General features: G+C 53.6%; 15 protein-coding genes. 13 read left to right on the top strand and 2 right to left on the bottom strand.

Translation table 11 applies throughout. From position 1 onward, the window contains the following. Positions 1–103 precede the first annotated feature (103 nt). Positions 104–1213 carry a peptidylprolyl isomerase gene (locus tag M2298_RS03095; protein ID WP_173597491.1) on the top strand — a complete coding sequence of 370 codons (1110 nt, stop codon included), beginning with the start codon at positions 104–106 and terminating at the stop codon, positions 1211–1213. 88 nt (positions 1214–1301) lie between these two features. Here M2298_RS03095 and M2298_RS03100 read toward each other — a convergent pair whose 3' ends face one another. After that, positions 1302–2348 (bottom strand): superoxide dismutase, encoded by a 1047-nt coding sequence (locus M2298_RS03100; protein ID WP_280648214.1) that lies wholly within the window; start codon positions 2346–2348, stop codon positions 1302–1304. Positions 2349–2517: 169 nt separating this feature from the next. Between M2298_RS03100 and racE the strand changes: the two genes are divergently transcribed. Both racE and M2298_RS03110 read left to right on the top strand, forming a co-directional pair. After that, a complete protein-coding gene (gene racE, locus M2298_RS03105; protein ID WP_063231179.1) occupies positions 2518–3330 on the top strand; it encodes a glutamate racemase in 813 nt (270 codons plus the stop codon). Positions 3331–3433: 103 nt separating this feature from the next. Beyond that, positions 3434–4486 (top strand): GerMN domain-containing protein, encoded by a 1053-nt coding sequence (locus M2298_RS03110; protein WP_173598630.1) that lies wholly within the window; start codon positions 3434–3436, stop codon positions 4484–4486. 69 nt (positions 4487–4555) lie between these two features. Here the strand turns inward: M2298_RS03110 and M2298_RS03115 are convergent, their stop codons facing one another. Next, positions 4556–5827 carry an MFS transporter gene (locus tag M2298_RS03115; protein WP_217022409.1) on the bottom strand — a complete coding sequence of 424 codons (1272 nt, stop codon included), beginning with the start codon at positions 5825–5827 and terminating at the stop codon, positions 4556–4558. 237 nt (positions 5828–6064) lie between these two features. Here M2298_RS03115 and rph point away from each other — a divergent pair, with 237 nt between their 5' ends. The 10 genes from rph to M2298_RS03165 all read left to right on the top strand — a co-directional run bounded on the left by rph (position 6065) and on the right by M2298_RS03165 (position 17987). Further along, the gene (rph, locus tag M2298_RS03120; protein WP_063231181.1) at positions 6065–6826 is read left to right on the top strand and encodes a ribonuclease PH; all 762 of its coding nucleotides are present in this window, start codon (positions 6065–6067) and stop codon (positions 6824–6826) included. A 1-nt stretch (position 6827) separates the two neighbouring features. Then, positions 6828–7412 carry an XTP/dITP diphosphatase gene (locus tag M2298_RS03125; RefSeq protein WP_173597505.1) on the top strand — a complete coding sequence of 195 codons (585 nt, stop codon included), beginning with the start codon at positions 6828–6830 and terminating at the stop codon, positions 7410–7412. 46 nt (positions 7413–7458) lie between these two features. Further along, a complete protein-coding gene (locus M2298_RS03130; protein ID WP_122964267.1) occupies positions 7459–7983 on the top strand; it encodes a metallophosphoesterase family protein in 525 nt (174 codons plus the stop codon). Between the two features lie 142 nt (positions 7984–8125). Beyond that, positions 8126–9418 carry a trigger factor gene (gene tig / locus M2298_RS03135; RefSeq protein ID WP_063231184.1) on the top strand — a complete coding sequence of 431 codons (1293 nt, stop codon included), beginning with the start codon at positions 8126–8128 and terminating at the stop codon, positions 9416–9418. A 168-nt stretch (positions 9419–9586) separates the two neighbouring features. Then, complete coding sequence (clpP, locus tag M2298_RS03140; protein WP_122964266.1) at positions 9587–10168, top strand: ATP-dependent Clp endopeptidase proteolytic subunit ClpP; 582 nt, start codon at positions 9587–9589, stop codon at positions 10166–10168. A gap of 20 nt (positions 10169–10188) precedes the next feature. Then, positions 10189–11454 carry an ATP-dependent protease ATP-binding subunit ClpX gene (gene clpX / locus M2298_RS03145; protein WP_063231186.1) on the top strand — a complete coding sequence of 422 codons (1266 nt, stop codon included), beginning with the start codon at positions 10189–10191 and terminating at the stop codon, positions 11452–11454. A gap of 175 nt (positions 11455–11629) precedes the next feature. Next, a complete protein-coding gene (gene lonB, locus M2298_RS03150) occupies positions 11630–13327 on the top strand; it encodes an ATP-dependent protease LonB (protein ID WP_122964265.1) in 1698 nt (565 codons plus the stop codon). Between the two features lie 257 nt (positions 13328–13584). Further along, positions 13585–15927 carry an endopeptidase La gene (gene lon / locus M2298_RS03155; RefSeq protein WP_122964264.1) on the top strand — a complete coding sequence of 781 codons (2343 nt, stop codon included), beginning with the start codon at positions 13585–13587 and terminating at the stop codon, positions 15925–15927. Further along, positions 15924–16580 carry a ribosome biogenesis GTP-binding protein YihA/YsxC gene (gene yihA, locus M2298_RS03160; RefSeq protein ID WP_122964263.1) on the top strand — a complete coding sequence of 219 codons (657 nt, stop codon included), beginning with the start codon at positions 15924–15926 and terminating at the stop codon, positions 16578–16580. Before lon ends, yihA begins: the two co-directional genes overlap by 4 nt. 54 nt (positions 16581–16634) lie before the next feature. Further along, positions 16635–17987, top strand: coding sequence for a protein O-GlcNAcase (locus tag M2298_RS03165; protein WP_173597486.1), 1353 nt, complete (start codon positions 16635–16637; stop codon positions 17985–17987). Positions 17988–18042 lie beyond the last annotated feature (55 nt).

Consider the following 18042-nt stretch of genomic DNA (forward strand, 5'->3'; position numbering starts at 1 on the left):
TGAAAAGTGGAAATATTCCAAAAACAACTACCTTCCAGACAAGCTTTACGCTATACTACCTTCATGGAAATATTTTCAAAAGCACATTTAGGGGGCGAATCTATTGAAAAAGCTTGTTTCCTTCCTGGTAGTCGCAAGTATGGCTATCCCACTGTTCAGTCCGGTTGCTGTCCAACAAGCAGCTGCGAGCACCACTCATAATTATCGAACAGAAGTCCAGACACACCAATTTCGCCCGCATGGTGGAGACAAGCAGGAAGTGGCGGATTTCGCCCAGGCTTTGGTGAAGCATCGCACCAATCCGGCCGAGCTGGACAAGCTGTTGGCAAAAGACTCCCTGTATTACTATGCGATGCAGGAGTATGTAAAAACGTTGGCCCAGTTCCAGAAGATTGAAGTGGTGGAAGCGGTGCCGCAAAAGCTGTACACCGTGGAAAAAGAGGACGCTTACAACAGCTATCGTTCCATTGTGAAATTTAAATATATCGGGTACACAGCGGACAATAAGGCAATCGAAAAAACAGATTTGATCGGCCTCGTCAAACGCGGCAACAAAGACGGGGCCGTCTGGCAGGCGTGGGGCATGGTGTGGCAGGATACAGGCATCGACGTCTCCAACGTGAAGCTGTTTCAGCTTGAAAAGCCGCGCAAAGGGGAAGAAATCGTCGTCATGACTACCGATGCGGGAGTGATCAAGCTGAGGCTGTTCCCGGACAAAGCTCCGAAAGCGGTCGAGAACTTCAAGGGGCTTGCCAAAAAAGGCGTCTACAACAACATGATTTTCCACCGCGTCATAAACGACTTCATGATTCAGGCGGGAGAGCTTACTGGCCCGGATGGCAAGGAGCTGCCGAGCATTTACGGCAAAGATTTTGCAGATGAGTTCAACCGCGACTTGTTCAACTTCCGCGGGGCGCTGTCCATGGGCAACGCAGGACCGAACACGAACAGCACGCATTTTTATATCGTCCAAAGTCCGAATGTAGATCAGGAGTACCTCGATCTGTCCGCGCTCCCGCTGAATGCAGAAGCCAAGTACAAGGAAATTGGCGGGCGGGCGTACCTGGACAACCGCCATACCGTTTTTGGTCAAGTGTTTGAGGGGATGGAAGTCGTAGACAAGATTGCCGCCCAAAAAACCGATGAAAACGCCAAGCCGCTCACAAATCCGGTCAAGGTGAAAAAGATCGAGTTCGTCATTTACAATCCGTAACGAACAGGAAACAGGACCCAGAAGCCTTATACCCCCTTTCATCCCGACGTCTTGGGAGAACAGGGGGTTTTTTTGCGGGGAAAATGGCTCAAAACGGCTCCCAGCGCAGCTTGCGCGCTTGCTGAAAACGCTCCTGGACATAGGGCCAATGGACGATGTTCCACCAGTTTTCCACGTATTTGTCGCGCTGGTTTTGATAAGACAGGAAGTACGCGTGTTCCCAGACGTCCAGAACGAGGAGCGGAATCGCATCCCATTGGGCGAGATTTTGGTGTTTTTCCGCCGTCAGTATTTCCAGGTGGTGCGCCCGGGGAGACCAGACGAGGATCGCCCAGCCAGGGCCTTCCACTTTGACAGCGGCCTGGGAAAATTGCTGCTGGAATGCGCCAAAAGACCCGAAATACCGCTGGATCGCTTCGGCCAGCTCTCCCGTAGGAGCACCACCGCCCTCTGGACTCATGGACGGCCAGAAAATGGTATGCAAATAATGGCCAGCCCCATTGAAGGCAAGCTCGCGTTCCCAGTGGCGAACCAGATCGTAGTTGCCGCTTTGCCGGGCTTCGACCAGTTTTTTCTCCGCCGTGTTCAGGTCGTCGACATATTTTTGATGCAGCTTTTCGTGGTGAATGCGCATCGTATGTTCGTCAATGTATGGCTCAAGAGCGTTGTGCGCGTATGGCAGCGGGGGCAGAGTGTGGCGTCCGGCAGCGACAGGGCGGGTTGCGCGAACAGGTTCCCGGGCTGTTGGATACGACACGGGCGTGGGGGCGCCGACAGGATCGACCTCTGCGAGAGTTGCTGTGTGGACCAACTGAGTTTCGGGGAAATCTTCTTGAACGGGAACGACGGCGGTGGCGTCGTCTTGCTGCTCCTCTTCGGTCAGTTGCGCCAGTCGCAAAAAGTGGTGGAATTGCTCCTGAACTTGTTCGGCCCGCGCAATTAACGTCGGCAATGTCTCCTCGGCAGCCAACTTATCCAGGCGCGAAGCCTGTCTTCCTATTTTCGTAAAAGACTCTTCGAATTTGTGCAGATGCCGTTCCAGCTCGCGGTTTATTGGTTTTTGTTTTCGCAGATGGTCGATCCACTGACGGCCCCACTGACTCCAATCCAGCAGTTGCTTGGCTTGCTCCTCCACAAACATTCCTCCTCACATGGGCGCATCTCTCCCACAGATTATGAACGCAGCCCAGAGAAGGTGCGACATTCGCGGAGTACAAGAAAATTAAACTCAGCATATGGTAGTAGCACAAATGTTTGAGTGGTATGCTGTACTATATTCATTTCAACAGGGGAGACACATTTGCATGAGTAGAGATGGAGCGATTGCTGTCATTGATTCAGGAGTGGGAGGGTTGACTGTAGCCAAAGAGATCATGCGTCAACTGCCCGAAGAAAGGATCATATACGTAGGAGACAACGCGCGGTGCCCGTACGGCTCCAAGTCCCCGGAAGAGATTCGGACATACAGTTTTCAAATGATTGATTATGTAATGACCACACCGCTTAAAGCGCTGGTGATTGCTTGCAATACAGCAACTGCTGTCGTTTTGGAAGAAGCGATCTCTTATTTGCCGCTGCCGGTAATCGGGGTGATTGAGCCGGGAGCGCGTGCTGCCGTTTCAGTGACGAAAAATGGACGGGTCGGAGTGATCGGTACGGAGACGACGATTCGCACGAAGGCGTATGAGCGCGCTCTGCTGCGGGCGGAGCCGGATTTATACGTGGTGGGAAAGGCTTGTCCTGCGTTTGTGCCATTGGTGGAAAGCCATCAGGCAAGCTCGGAAGAAGCACGCCAAGTCGTCAAAGAATCACTGGCGTCGTTGCAGGGCGAGAATCTGGATACGTTGATTCTCGGCTGTACGCACTATCCGTTGCTTGCGCCCGTGATCCAGGAAGTCATGGGAGATGGCGTCCGGCTGATCAACTCAGCGGAGGAAACCGCCCGTGAGCTGTCGCTGCAAATCGTCTCCACGGAAGCTGGCAAGAAGCTGGAACAAGTACAGCATCTGTTTGTCACAAGCGGCGAGACAGAGCGTTTCCGGCTGATTGCGGAGGAATGGCTGGGCAGCAAGGTGGACGTCATTCACCACACGCTGGAAAAATCCGTGCAGCCTTAAAACGGCGGAAGGCCGTCCATTTTGCCAGACAAACTTTCAACGCATAAACCCAAGCCCTGCTCGTATACATGGTAGTACAAAGTGTCTGGAGGAGGCTGGGGAAATGAAGATGCGACACATAGGCAAAATGACGGCTGTCCTGGGGGTAAGCGCCGTGCTTTTGTCGGGCTGCGGTCTTTTTGGCCCGGAACAGGAAACGAGCAGTATCGACGCACCGCCACAGTCACAGGTGTCGGCCAATCAGCCAAATGGCACCGTGTCACCGGATGTCGCGGTGCAAGGAAACGAGCAGGCGGTTCAAGAGACAAACGAGAAGACCGTTTATTTGCTCGATGCAAACGGTTATGTCGTGCCCGTGTCCTTGACGATTCCCAAATCGGAGGGACCTGCCAAGCAAGTCTTGAACTACATGGTCAAAGGCGGCCCTGTGGAAAGCTTGCTGCAAGGAGGGTTCACGGCTGTGCTGCCAACCGGGACAGAAGTGAAAGGACTCGTAATCAAAGACGGCGTGGCGACGGTGGACTTTTCCAAAGAGTTCAAAGCGTATGAGGAAAAGGACGAGAAAAAAATTCTCGACGCTGTGACGCGGGCGCTGACGGAATTTCCCAATGTCAAAACGGTGCAAATCTGGGTGAACGGAACACCGTTGACCGAGATGCCGACAGCAAGTACGCCGATTACGCAGCTGGACCGCAATCATGGGGTGAATCTGGAGCTGGCAGACGGAGCCGTGCCGGGCAACACGTCAGCGGTCACCGTGTACTTCCAGGGACAACTGAATGACACCCGTACGTATTACGTTCCGGTCACGCGACTCGTTCCAGAGACAGCCGACATCGCCAAGGCGACAGTGGAAGAGCTGATCAAAGGGCCGAAGCAAGGCTCGCAGCTATTCAGCTCGCTGCTCAGAACGACCCGCGTACTGGACGTGAAGCAGGAAAAAGACTTGGTCACCGTCAATTTGAGCAGCGATATTCTCAAATACGACGATGGCAAGGAAGCCAGTCCCGAGGCGCTGCAATCCCTTGTGCTTTCCTTGACCGATTCGACCGGAGCCAAGCAGGTGCAGCTTCTCGTCGAGGGCAAACCGCTTGCCAGCGGAGATTTCACCAAGCCGGTATCCCGGCCGTTGCAGCTCAACCCGCTCGCTTTTTAAATCAACCAACGCAATGCCACGCCCGCCAGTTTTCGAGCGTGGTTTTTTCTTTTGCACGACAGTTCACGGCTATATGCTGCGGGATGGCGCTGGCTGGTCGTCAGCCGTTTCAGCCATCTCGGCCGTTCGTGCCGCTCGCCAGATCAGAAGGCCGAGACAAATCGAGCAAGTGGTGACGAACGCCCCAGCGGCAAAACCGACAATCCGCGGATCGGCAAAAGTCAAAATCCAGCCGCCAGCGAGCATGGACAGGCCGAGCAGGACGTTTGAGAGCGTGGCTTCCAGAGCGAAGACCCGGCCCAAATAATCAGGTTTGACGTACTTCATCAGCAAGGTGTTCAGGCTGGCATTCCCCATTCCGCCTGCTACAGTCGAGCAAGCGTAGCAGGCGGCTGTGACAAAAATCGACGGCGACACGCTCGTCAGCAGGACGAAAAATCCTTCGAAAGCGAAGCTGACCGAAGCGATCGCCCGCGTATGCCGCTGGAACTGCTGGGCTACGATCCCGCCAGCGATGAAACCTACCCCGATTGCCCCGTACAAAAGCCCGATGCCCCATTGCCCCGCAGCGAATACTTGATAGGCGTAGACGGAAATCAGCACATTGATCAAGCCGCCGCCAATCGGCCACAGCGCTGTCAGCAACAAAATCACGAGCACAACTGGAGTTGCTTTGATCTGTTGCCAAGCTTTTTTGTAGGAAGCGCTGTCTGTTGCCTGCGATTCCACTTGTCGCTGCTTGGCGGGTGCAGTCGTGCCGTCGGTCGTAGTAGCGACAGTCAACCGCTGCAAAAGGAGAGCGGAGACGAAAAACGACAGCGAATTGAACCAAAAAGCCACTTCGCTCCCCCAGAGCGCGACGAAAAATCCGCCGACAAGCGAGCCGATCGCCATCACAACTCCGAAGACGCTCTGATCGAGGGCGTTGGCGGAAGCAAGCCCGCTTTTGTCCACGATGTCGGGGAGAATAGCCAGGCGGGACGGATTGTAGAGCGAAGAAAACGCGACGAGCAAAAAAGTGCCCGCATACACGAGCCATACGTCGGCATCACTTGCTACGAGCAAAAAACAGAGCGCGATGAGTCCGCGAGCGAGATCGCAAACGATCATCACTGATTTGCGGGAAAAACGATCCGCCAAGTATCCGCCCAGCGGCCCGAACAGCAAGTGCGGCAACGTCCGCAGGGCAAGCGTAATTCCGACTGCCAGCGCTTCGCCTGTTATTTGCAAAAGCAGGCTGAGAACCGCGACGCTGTTGAACCAGTCGCCGATTCCGCTGAGCAGATTGGCCGAGACGAGTCGCCGCATGTTCGGATTTTTCAACAAGAAAAGAAAGTTCATTTTTCATCATCCTCTAATTAATTAAATGTCTAATTAGATGTCATTCTAATTTAAGGCATCTGTTTTTCGCAAGCGCTTTTTCTTGCTTCGCGGGGGAAGAAAGCATCCCGTCGCGCAAGTCATTGGAAAATTGCCAATTGAGGCAAATAGCCCAGAGCGGTTTGGGCAGTGGCAGATCGTTTCGTGCCTCTGGTATAATGAGCGGAGTGTAACAAAGCGATTTAGGAGGAACTTGGAATGAGAGTGGATGGCCGTGCCCATGACCAGTTGCGCCCAGTAACGATTACGCGCAATTACATTAAACACGCAGAAGGATCATGCCTGATCGAAGTCGGAGATACGAAGGTGATTTGTACGGCGACTCTGGAGGATCGGGTACCGCCTTTCATGCGTGGCGGCGGGAAGGGCTGGATCACAGCCGAGTATTCCATGCTTCCCCGAGCGACAGCGACCCGCAACGCGCGTGAGTCTTCCAAAGGAAAAGTCGGAGGACGGACGATGGAAATCCAGCGGCTGATCGGCCGTGCGCTTCGTTCGGTGGTGCATCTCGAAGCGATGGGAGAACGTACAATCTGGCTGGATTGCGACGTGATTCAGGCGGACGGAGGGACGCGCACAGCTTCCATTACGGGAGCGTACGTGGCGATGGTCGATGCCATGCATAAGCTGGTGGAGAACGGCGTATGGAAGCAACTGCCGCTCAACGATTTTCTGGCGGCGACATCCGTTGGCGTGATCGGCGAGGAGACCGTGCTCGATTTGAACTACAAGGAAGACTCGACTGCAACGGTTGACATGAACGTTGTCATGACAGGCAAAGGCAAATTCGTCGAGCTGCAAGGCACAGGCGAGGACGCACCGTTTTCCCCTGAGCAACTGCAAGAGATGATCGCCTTGGCGAAAATCGGGATCGGCAATCTGATTCAAAACCAGAAGCAGGCGCTCTCAGATGTTCCCCTGACATTTGCAGAATCGGTAGCGGAGGAAAGTCATGTCTGATCTGAAAAAAGTCGTGCTTGCGACGCGCAACCAAGGGAAAGTAAAAGAATTTAACCGACTGTTTGCCGAGTACGGCTGGGAAGGAATCAGCCTGGCCGAGTATGAAGGCGTTCCGGAAGTGGTGGAGGACGGAGAGACGTTTGAAGCCAATGCCCTGAAAAAGGCAATCGAAATTTCTACATACTTGAATCTGCCGGCTCTCGGTGACGATTCCGGACTGGAAGTAGACGCGCTGGATGGCCGTCCAGGCGTCTACTCCGCCAGATACGCCGGAGAGGAAGCGACTGACGAACAAAACTGGCGCAAGCTTTTGACCGAGCTTGACAGTGTGCCGATGGAGCAGCGCACGGCGCGTTTTCGCTGCACGCTGGCGCTGGTGATTCCAGGCGAAGAGCCGATCATCGCGACAGGCGCCTGCGAAGGCATGATCGCGCGCGAGCCAAAAGGCGCAAACGGTTTTGGCTACGATCCGGTCTTCTACATCCCTGAGCTGAACAAACAGATGGCAGAGCTTTTGCCGGAAGAAAAAAATCAGATCAGCCACCGGGCGAAAGCGATGCAGAAGCTTTTGGAGCTGCTGAAATAACGGGCCGTACAGCCTGACAGAAAGACAACACGGGAGAGTGAGTGCGATGGGAATCCTCGTCGTAAGTGACAGCCACGGCTTGGTCAGAGAAGTCGCTCAAGTGGTCAAGAGACACCCTGTCGACAAAATTTTGCACTGCGGCGATTTTTGTGTCGATCACAAACGTGAGCCGTTCGCCGGGATGACTTTGGTGAGAGGAAACTGCGATGCGACATCAGAGGTTCCGACCGAGCAACAGACCAAATGGCGCGATCTCCACATCCTGCAAACCCACGGACACCTGTTCGGAGTAAAAAGCTCGCTGCTTCGCCTGCACTACCGGGCAGAGGAAGTCGGTGCGAATGTAGTCGTTTTCGGTCATTCGCACGTCCCGGCCTGTGGCGTGGAACGGGATATTTTGTTTGTAAATCCTGGCAGCCTTCAGATGCCCCGCGGCTTCGCTGTGCCGACCTATGCGATCATCGAGGAGACAGGAGTCACCCCGCAAACGGTCCAGGTGGCAGTTGCGTTTTACGACTATCAGGGCAATCCGGTAAGGGAGCTGGGAGGAAGCTATTCGATTCGGCGCTGAAGCGAGTGGCTTCTTGTAAAATAAAAGATTTATGCTATACTAGAATGGTTATAATGGCTAGAATATTATCATCCGAGCCTGCGAAGATACCATGGCGCGGCTGGCGATGTTCTGTTGATTCGATTTAGGAGGGGAAGTTTACGTGGCAGCAAATTGGGAAAAGGTAGAGAATAACCAGGGAGTCCTGACGGTTGAAGTAGATGCTTCGCAAGTAGACGCAGCATTGGATCAAGCGTTTAAAAAAGTTGTGCAAAAGGTTCAAGTTCCAGGATTCCGCAAAGGAAAAGTACCTCGCAAAATGTTCGAATCCCGTTTTGGTGTAGAATCTCTGTACCAAGACGCACTCGATATTCTGCTTCCAACCGCTTACGGACAGGCTGTTCGTGAAGCTGGCATCGAGCCGGTAGATCGTCCAGAAGTAGACGTTGAGCAAATGGAAAAAGGGAAAAACCTGATCTTCAAAGCTACGGTAACTGTTAAGCCTGAAGTGAAACTCGGCGACTACAAAGGTCTGGCTATCGAAGAAAAAGACTTCGCAGTGACTGACGAGAGCGTGGATGCTGAACTGAAGCGCATGCAAGAGCGTCACGCTGAGCTGGTATCCGTAGAAGAAGGCGCTGCACAAGAAGGCGACATCGCGGTTATCGATTTCGAAGGCTTCCAAGACGGTGTTGCATTCGAAGGCGGAAAAGCAGAAGACTACTCTCTGGAACTGGGTTCCGGCACTTTCATCGCTGGTTTCGAAGAGCAACTCGTAGGTCTTGCAATCGGCGAAGAAAAAGAAATCAAGGTTACCTTCCCAGAAGAGTACCACTCTCCTAACCTCGCTGGTAAAGAAGCGGTATTCCAAGTGAAATTGAACAGCCTGAAGCGCAAAAACCTGCCAGTTCTGGACGACGAGTTCGCAAAAGACGTGAGCGAGTTCGACACACTGGAAGAGCTGAAAGCTGACACCAAGAAAAAGCTCGAAGAAAAATCCGCGCAAGAAAAAGAACAGTATGTTCGTGAACAACTGGTTCTGAAAGCTGCGGAAAACGCGGAAATCGATTTGCCAGCAGTAATGGTTGAGCATGAGCTGGACCAAATGGTGAACGAGTTTGGCCAACGCCTCCAATACCAAGGAATGACTCTGGAGCTGTACTACCAGTTCTCCGGTATGGATGAAAGCCAACTGCGCGACCAACTGCGTGCAGACGCTACTTCCCGCGTTCGCACATCCTTGACTTTGGAAGCAATCGGCAAAGCGGAAAAAATCGAAGTGACAGAAGAAGATGTAACAGAAGAGCTGAACAAGCTGGCTGGCGTATACGGCCGTCCTGCTGACGAGCTGCGCAAAATCTTCACTGCTCAAGACAACCTCTTGGCACTGTACCGCGACGTTCAAATTCGCAAAACGGTTGATTTCCTGGTTGCAGAAAGCAAAGTAAGCGCATAAGCTTAGGAAGACGCATGATTGGTTAGTGGTCAGGCTCTCTTGACCACTGGCTGTACCAACCACAAGGCACGATGCACTCGTGCCTTGTTTTTCCACCATCGACTTTTTGGTAAAATCCTTCTCACTTAAAGGGCCATCCCTTTTACCGCAAAGGAGGAAAGATACATAATGCTGATCCCTATGGTCATCGAGCAAACCAGCAGAGGCGAGCGTTCCTACGATATTTACTCGCGCCTCTTGAAAGACCGGATTATTCTGCTCGGCACCGAGATTGACGACGAGGTAGCCAATCTGGTGGTCGCGCAACTGCTCTTTTTGCAGGCAGAAGATCCGGACAAAGACATTTCGCTATACATAAACTCTCCAGGCGGTTCTGTTACAGCAGGTATGGCTATCTATGACACCATGCAGTACATCAAGCCGGATGTGTCCACGATTTGTGTGGGCATGGCTGCCAGCATGGGAGCATTTCTCCTGGCTGCTGGCGCAAAAGGCAAGCGCTTTGCTTTGCCAAACAGCGAAGTGATGATCCATCAGCCGCTCGGCGGCGTGCGCGGACAGGCAGAAGACATTCGCATTCATGCCGAATGGATTTTGAAAACGAAGCGCCAGCTGAACCAGATTTTGTCTGAGCGTACAGGCCAGCCGTACGAACGTGTTGAGCTTGATACGGATCGCGACAACTTCATGAGTGCAGAAGAAGCCAAGGCTTATGGATTGATTGACACGATTATCGAACGCAAAAACTGACCCGTTGTGAGGTGAAGCGCATGTTTAAGTTTAACGACGACAAAGGCCAACTGAAGTGCTCCTTCTGCGGCAAGTCCCAGGAACAGGTGCGCAAGCTGGTAGCCGGTCCTGGCGTTTACATTTGTGACGAGTGTATCGAACTGTGCAACGAAATTGTGCAGGAAGAGCTGGGCACGGAAGAAGAAATTGACATGAAGGAAATTCCAAAGCCTGTGGAAATCCGCAAAATCCTGGACGACTATGTCATCGGTCAGGACCTGGCGAAGAAATCTTTGTCGGTAGCGGTGTACAACCACTACAAGCGGATTAATTCCGGAGCGAAGATCGAAGATGTGGAGCTGCAAAAATCCAACATTTTGCTGATCGGACCTACAGGTAGCGGGAAAACGTTGCTCGCCCAAACGCTGGCGCGTATCTTGAACGTGCCGTTTGCGATCGCAGATGCCACCTCGCTGACTGAGGCTGGTTATGTGGGCGAAGACGTGGAAAACATTTTGCTCAAACTGATCCAGGCTGCTGACTACGATGTGGAAAAAGCCGAAAAAGGCATCATCTACATCGATGAGATCGATAAAGTTGCGCGCAAATCGGAAAACCCTTCGATCACACGCGATGTTTCCGGTGAAGGTGTGCAGCAGGCTCTCCTGAAAATTTTGGAGGGAACTGTTGCCAGCGTGCCACCGCAAGGCGGACGCAAGCATCCTCATCAAGAATTTATCCAGATCGACACGTCGAACATCCTGTTCATCTGTGGCGGTGCTTTCGATGGCGTAGAGCAAATCATCAAGCGCCGTTTGGGTAAAAAAGTGATTGGCTTCGGCGCTGATTTTGGCGATGGAGTCAAAGGCGATCTGAAAGCAGGCGAGTACCTGAAGTACATCCTGCCGGAAGACTTGCTGAAATTCGGTCTGATTCCAGAGTTCGTCGGCCGTTTGCCAGTTCTGGCGACATTGGAGCCATTGGACGAAGAAACATTGGTGCGCATCCTGACAGAACCGAAAAACTCCCTGGTGAAGCAGTATCAAAAACTGCTCAGCCTGGACGGTGTTGAACTGGAGTTCGACGCTGGCGCCCTCTTGCAAATTGCCAAAGAGGCAATCAAGCGCAATACAGGGGCTCGCGGACTGCGTGCGATCATCGAGCAAATCATGCTCGATATGATGTATGAGCTGCCTTCCCGTGAAGACGTGACCAAATGCGTCATCACAGAAGAAACGGTGCGCGATAAAGTGAAGCCGCGTCTCATGACCAAAGAAGGTCAAGAGCTGCACGGCGAAACGGCATAAAGACGCTTCAAGCAAAACCATCCCGTTTTTCGGGGTGGTTTTTTCCGTATTCATCCTGTGCGCTTTGCGGGTTTATGGTTTACGTATACGGATGCGGGGCAATACTACTTGATATCGCTGAAGAGATTTTACATATGCGTAAATAAGCTGCATGGACGCATGGGAGGGACTGCATATGGACTATACCACACTGGTCATTGCTGTCATTGAAGTGGTCGTTGGGATTGTCATCGGCACCTACTTCTGGAATTTGCTGCGAGCGCAGAGAAACACGAAAACTTCCACGGAAAAAGAATCGCGAAAAGATCTGGACTCGATTCGCAAAATGAGAATGATTGCATTGACGGAGCCTTTGTCGGAAAAAACACGTCCGGCTACTTTGGAAGAAATCGTCGGCCAAGAAGACGGACTGCGCGCTTTACGAGCCGCGCTGTGCGGGCCGAATCCGCAGCACGTCATCATTTACGGTCCGCCGGGAGTGGGCAAAACGGCTGCTGCCCGGGTCGTGCTGGAAGAAGCGAAGAAAAACCAACTGTCGCCTTTTAATGCAGACGCCAAGTTTATCGAGATTGACGCCACGATCGCCCGGTTTGACGAGCGCGGCATCGCCGACCCGCTCATCGGCTCTGTTCACGATCCGATTTACCAGGGGGCAGGTTCGCTCGGGCAGGCGGGTATCCCGCAACCGAAGCCGGGTGCTGTCACGAAAGCACATGGCGGGATGCTGTTCCTTGACGAGATCGGGGAGTTGCATCCTGTACAGATGAACAAACTGCTGAAAGTGCTCGAAGATCGCAAAGTCATGCTGGAAAGCGCTTATTACAGCGAGGAAAACAACCAGATTCCTTCGCATATTCATGATGTATTCAAGTATGGACTGCCAGCGGATTTCCGCTTGGTCGGGGCAACGACGCGGCTGCCGGATGAATTGCCAGCGGCTTTGCGCTCCCGTTGCCTGGAAATTTTCTTTCGCCCGTTGAAAGGGGCGGAAATCGGCAGCATCGTGCGCACAGCCGTTCCGAAAATGCATATGAACATTGATGAGGATGCGGTGTCCGTCATCGAGCGGTATGCCACCAACGGCCGCGAAGCAATCAATACATTGCAAATCGCCGCCGGAATTGCCTTGACAGAGGAACGCAAAAACATCATCGCGCAAGATGTGGAGTGGGTCGTGCACAGCAGCCAGAAGTCGCCGCGCCCTGAAAAACAGGTGCATGATACGCCACAAGTCGGTCTGGTGAACGGGCTTGCCGTTTACGGGCCGAACATGGGCAGCGTCATGGAGCTGGAAGTGACCGCTACGCCTGCTGCTGTGCCCGGACAAGGCCGGATGGCCATGACAGGGATGGCAGAGGAAGAGGAGATGGGCAGCCGCAGTCGCACCATCCGCAGGAAGTCGATGGCAAAAGGTTCGATTGAAAACGTCCTGACCGTCCTCAGCCGCATGGGTGTTCGCCCGTACGATTACGATCTGCACATCAATTTTCCGGGCGGTGTCCCGGTCGACGGGCCATCAGCGGGAATTACCATCGCGACCGCCATTTACTCCGCGATCACGGAAGTGCCGGTCGACAATTTGCTCGCCATGACTGGAGAGGTAAGCATTCACGGCAAAGTGAAGCCTGTCGGCGGAGTCGTCGCCAAAGTAGAGGCAGCCAAACAAGCGGGAGCCACACGCGTGTTGATCCCCGAGGAAAATTGGCAGAGCATTTTTGCCGACATGAAAGGCATTGAGGTCATTCCTGTCTCAACGGTGTCGCAAGTCATTGAACTGGCTGTTCCGCAAGTCGCTGTACAGGAGGAAGAAGCGCCCGGCTTTACGCTCCAGCTTCCGGCGGAGGATCTGGCTTCCTCGCCAATGACCCTGTAGCAGTCGCGTGCGCCCGCAGATTAGACATCGGATTGTGTTTGCGCTACAATGGTAAAAAGCTTCTGCTTGCAAAGAGCCCGGGGCCCTACCCGGCCTGTTACGGGCTCCCCAAATGGCGGGAAGATCAGTTTTTCTCGCGCTTGCTTTTGGGGTGATTCGGATATGCCGGGTGGGCAAAAAACGGCTTTGGGAGCCGTTTTTGTCTGTTATCAGGCTCTTGGTAAGAGGGATAGATCAACAAGGAGAGGTGCATCCGCTTGGGCGAACGTTCCGGTAAACGAGAATTACCGCTTCTCCCGTTGCGAGGATTGCTTGTGTATCCGACCATGGTACTCCACCTGGACGTTGGACGGGAAAAGTCCATCCGCGCGCTGGAGCAAGCCATGGTGGACGACAACAAGATTTTGCTTGCAACACAGGAAGAAGTCCACATAGAGGAGCCAGATGCAGAGCAAATCTACAGCATCGGTACCGTTGCGCGTGTCAAACAAATGCTGAAGCTGCCAAACGGCACAATCCGTGTATTGGTGGAAGGGCTGCAACGCGCGAAGATTGAGGAATATCTTCAACAGGAAGATTATTTCGTCGTGTCTATTACATACTTGCAAGAAGAAAAAACGGAGGAAAACGAAGTAGAAGCCTTGATGCGCTCGCTGTTAAACCATTTCGAGCAATACATCAAGCTTTCCAAAAAGGTTTCTCCCGAGACGCTGACATCCGTGACAGACATTGAAGAGCCAGGCCGACTGGCTGACGTGATTGCTTCCCATTTGCCGCTGAAAATGAAGGACAAACAGGAAATTTTGGAGACGGTCAACATCAAGGAGCGGCTCGAAATTTTGCTGGATATCCTGAACAACGAGCGCGAGGTTCTGGAGCTGGAGCGCAAGATCGGCAACCGGGTGAAAAAGCAGATGGAGCGCACGCAAAAGGAATACTACTTGCGTGAGCAAATGAAAGCGATCCAGAAAGAACTGGGCGACAAGGACGGCCGTCAGGGAGAAGTGGATGAGCTGCGCTCGCAGTTGGAGAAGTCCGACGCTCCCGAGCGAATCAAGACGAAAATCGAAAAAGAGCTGGAGCGCTTGGAAAAAATGCCGGCGACTTCCGCAGAAGGCTCTGTCATTCGCACGTATATCGACACCCTTTTGGCGCTGCCATGGACGAAAACGACCGAGGACAATCTGGATATCCATCACGCGCAGGAAGTTCTGGACGAGGATCACTACGGACTGGAAAAGCCGAAAGAACGCGTGCTGGAGTATTTGGCTGTGCAAAAGCTGGTCAATTCCATGCGCGGGCCGATTCTCTGTCTGGTTGGACCTCCGGGGGTAGGGAAAACTTCCCTCGCCCGTTCGATCGCACGCGCACTGGAGCGCAACTTCGTGCGGATTTCGCTCGGAGGCGTGCGCGATGAAGCGGAAATTCGCGGTCATCGCCGCACGTATGTAGGTGCTCTGCCAGGGCGGATCATCCAGGGAATGAAGCAGGCTGGCACGATCAATCCGGTCTTTTTGCTCGATGAGATCGACAAGCTGGCATCCGATTTCCGCGGAGATCCTGCTTCCGCGCTTCTCGAAGTGCTGGACCCGAACCAGAACGACAAGTTCAGCGACCACTATATTGAAGAGACGTACGATCTGACGAATGTCATGTTCATCACGACGGCGAACAGTCTCGATACGATTCCGCGTCCGCTTCTCGACCGGATGGAAGTCATCTCGATCTCCGGCTACACCGAGCTGGAAAAGCTCAACATCATGCGCGGGTACTTGCTGCCCAAACAGATGGAGGAGCACGGCCTTGGCAAGGATAAGCTGCAAGTGCACGAAGATGCCATGCTGAAGCTCATCCGCCTGTATACGCGTGAAGCAGGCGTGCGCAACTTGAACCGGGAATCCGCCAATGTATGCCGCAAAGCAGCGAAGCTGATCGTCAGCGGAGAAAAGAAGCGTGTCGTGGTCACGGCCAAAACATTGGAGACGCTGCTCGGAAAACCGCGCTTCCGCTACGGATTGGCAGAGCAAAAAGACCAGATCGGCTCCGTAACAGGTCTTGCCTGGACACAGGCAGGCGGGGATACGTTGAACGTAGAGGTCAGCATTTTGCCTGGAAAAGGCAAGCTCACCCTGACCGGAAAACTCGGCGATGTGATGAAGGAATCGGCGCAGGCTGCGTTTAGCTACATTCGCTCGCGCGCGGACCAGTGGGGAATTGATCCGGCCTTCCATGAGAAGAACGACATTCACATTCACGTTCCAGAAGGCGCGATTCCGAAAGACGGTCCATCCGCAGGGATTACGATGGCGACCGCGCTTGTCTCGGCTCTGACCCAGGTTCCTGTGAAAAAAGAAGTGGGCATGACCGGGGAAATCACGCTCCGCGGCAAAGTGCTGCCGATTGGCGGCCTGAAAGAAAAGTGCATGTCAGCCCATCGCGCTGGCTTGACGACGATTATTTTGCCAAAAGACAACGAGAAAGACATTGAAGATATTCCGGAGAGCGTGCGAAAAGAACTGACTTTTTATCCGGTCGAGCACCTGGATGAAGTATTGCGCCACGCTCTGACCAAACAGCCGACAGCAGGTGACAAAGCATGAAAGTAACATCATCCGAGTTCGTCATCAGCGCTGTCGGACCGAAACAATACCCGGAGGACGGCCTGCACGAGATTGCGCTGGTAGGCCGCTCCAACGTGGGCAAGTCTTCCTTGCTCAACAAAATGATGAACCGCAAAGGGCTTGCCCGCATCAGCTCGCGGCCCGGCAAGACCCAGACGCTGAACTACTTCCGCGTCAATCAGATGCTCTATTTCGTCGATTTCCCCGGCTACGGCTACGCCAAGGTCGCGAAGACGATCAAGGAACAATGGGGAAAAATGATCGAAGGCTACCTGAAAAACCGCGAGCAGCTGCGGTTTGTCATCCAGCTGGTTGACATTCGCCACGCACCGTCCAAGGACGACGTGGCGATGTACGACTGGTGCAAACAGATCGGCATTCCTACAGTGATCGTGGCGACCAAGGGCGACAAAATTGCCCGTGGACGCTGGCTGCAACATACAAAAATCATTCGTCAGACTTTGAACATGCGTGGCGGCGATACGATCATCGTGTTTTCTTCGGAAACAGGACAAGGCAAAGATGAGCTGTGGGGAGAAATCATGCGCCGTCTGCGCGAAAGCAACGAGTCTGCACAGGAAGCGGGAGCAGCAGCTTCGGTTCCGGCAGCGACCTCAAGCGAGTCAGAGTAAGGGAAGAGAAAAAGTCCAAGACCCAATCCGCAACTGGGAAGGGGAGGCATTCTTGTGAGCAAACTGGCTTGCTTTGCCGTACGCGGTGTGATCGAAGGCTTCTACGGAACGCCCTGGACGCATGCAGAGCGGCTGGACATGATTGATTTTTTGCATCGGCACGATTACAATGCCTATTTCTACTCGCCAAAAGACGATCTGTTTTTGCGGGAGCGCTGGATGGAGTCGCACCCGACAGAAGCGATGCGTCAGCTGGACGAACTGATTGACAGCACAAGGCAGCGCCAGATGCAGTTCGTCTACTGTTTAAGCCCCGGCCTTAGCATGGAATATGCGAATCCGGCCCATATCAAGCAGCTTGTTCAAAAATATCGGACGATGTACGACAGAGGCGTCCGGTATTTTTCCTTGTTGTTTGACGACATTCCCATGCACTTGCTGCATGAGCAAGACATTGCGCAGTTCGCTCACCTGGCAGACGCTCACGTGCAAACGGCCAGCCGGGTATGGGAGATGATGCAAGGATGGGGCGAGCCGGTCAGGCTGTTTGTGTGTCCAACCCAGTACAACGGGATTGGCAAAGAGCCGTATATCCAGCATCTCGGCCAGCATTTGTCCGAAGAGATGGATTTGTTCTGGACGGGACGCTTCGTTTGTTCTCCGTACTTGACAGATGGGGATGCTGTACGCTTTGCCGAGTACACGCGCCACAAGCCGTTTTACTGGGACAACTACCCGGTGAACGATCTGGCTATGGCAAACGAGCTGCACATTGGCCCTTTGCGCCATCGCGACCCCGACTTGTGGCAACACGCCTCGGGTTATGTGGCGAATGCGATGTCGCTGCCGGAGTGTTCCAAGATTCCGTTGATGACGACGGCTGCGTATTTGCGCGATCCGTACGGCTACGATCCGCACATCGCCTGGAAACAGGCGGTGGCAGAAGTAGCGGGTGATGCCGATGCCGATGCTTTTTTCGCGTTTGCCGATAATGTGCAAAGCTCGTTTTTGTGTGAAGTCGAGTCGCCGCGTCTGCTCGAAGCGTTTCTGTCCTTTCGCTTTCAGTTTTTGCAGGGGGATCGGAACAAAGCAGTCTCTGAGCTGAACTTGCTTTTCCGCGAGATGGAGCAGACCGCCCACCAGCTGCTGGGAGGAATGAGCAACTACAAGCTCGCGAAGGAAGCGCGGCCGTGGATTGAAAAATACCGCCATTGGGCAAAAGTGGGGCAATCGGCTGTCGCCTTGATCGACCACGGAACGAGCGGTCGAGTGCCGCATGCGGCTTTCCACCTGATGCGGCTGCGGCAGTGGCTCAAGCGGACGGAGCGATTGCCGCAAAAAGTGTGCGGGCAAGTCATGCAGCTGTTTGTCGATGCCATTTTGCAGGAAGTGAAAAAAAGCTCCTGACGCGCGATCCAGGCGTGTCGGAGCTTGTTGGCCGCAAGCGGTCAGAGCCAATTTC

Origin of the sequence: Brevibacillus sp. 1238, assembly GCF_029892995.1 — a bacterium.
GTDB classification, from domain to species: Bacteria; Bacillota; Bacilli; order Brevibacillales; family Brevibacillaceae; genus Brevibacillus; species Brevibacillus parabrevis.

Coding starts and splice junctions, on each gene's coding strand:
- racE (WP_063231179.1), top strand. CDS start 2,518: ATGAGTAGAGATGGAGCGATTGCTGTCATTGATTCAGGAGTGGGAGGG.
- M2298_RS03110 (WP_173598630.1), top strand. CDS start 3,434: ATGAAGATGCGACACATAGGCAAAATGACGGCTGTCCTGGGGGTAAGC.
- M2298_RS03115 (WP_217022409.1), bottom strand. CDS start 5,827: ATGAACTTTCTTTTCTTGTTGAAAAATCCGAACATGCGGCGACTCGTC.
- rph (WP_063231181.1), top strand. CDS start 6,065: ATGAGAGTGGATGGCCGTGCCCATGACCAGTTGCGCCCAGTAACGATT.
- M2298_RS03130 (WP_122964267.1), top strand. CDS start 7,459: ATGGGAATCCTCGTCGTAAGTGACAGCCACGGCTTGGTCAGAGAAGTC.
- clpP (WP_122964266.1), top strand. CDS start 9,587: ATGCTGATCCCTATGGTCATCGAGCAAACCAGCAGAGGCGAGCGTTCC.
- clpX (WP_063231186.1), top strand. CDS start 10,189: ATGTTTAAGTTTAACGACGACAAAGGCCAACTGAAGTGCTCCTTCTGC.
- lonB (WP_122964265.1), top strand. CDS start 11,630: ATGGACTATACCACACTGGTCATTGCTGTCATTGAAGTGGTCGTTGGG.
- yihA (WP_122964263.1), top strand. CDS start 15,924: ATGAAAGTAACATCATCCGAGTTCGTCATCAGCGCTGTCGGACCGAAA.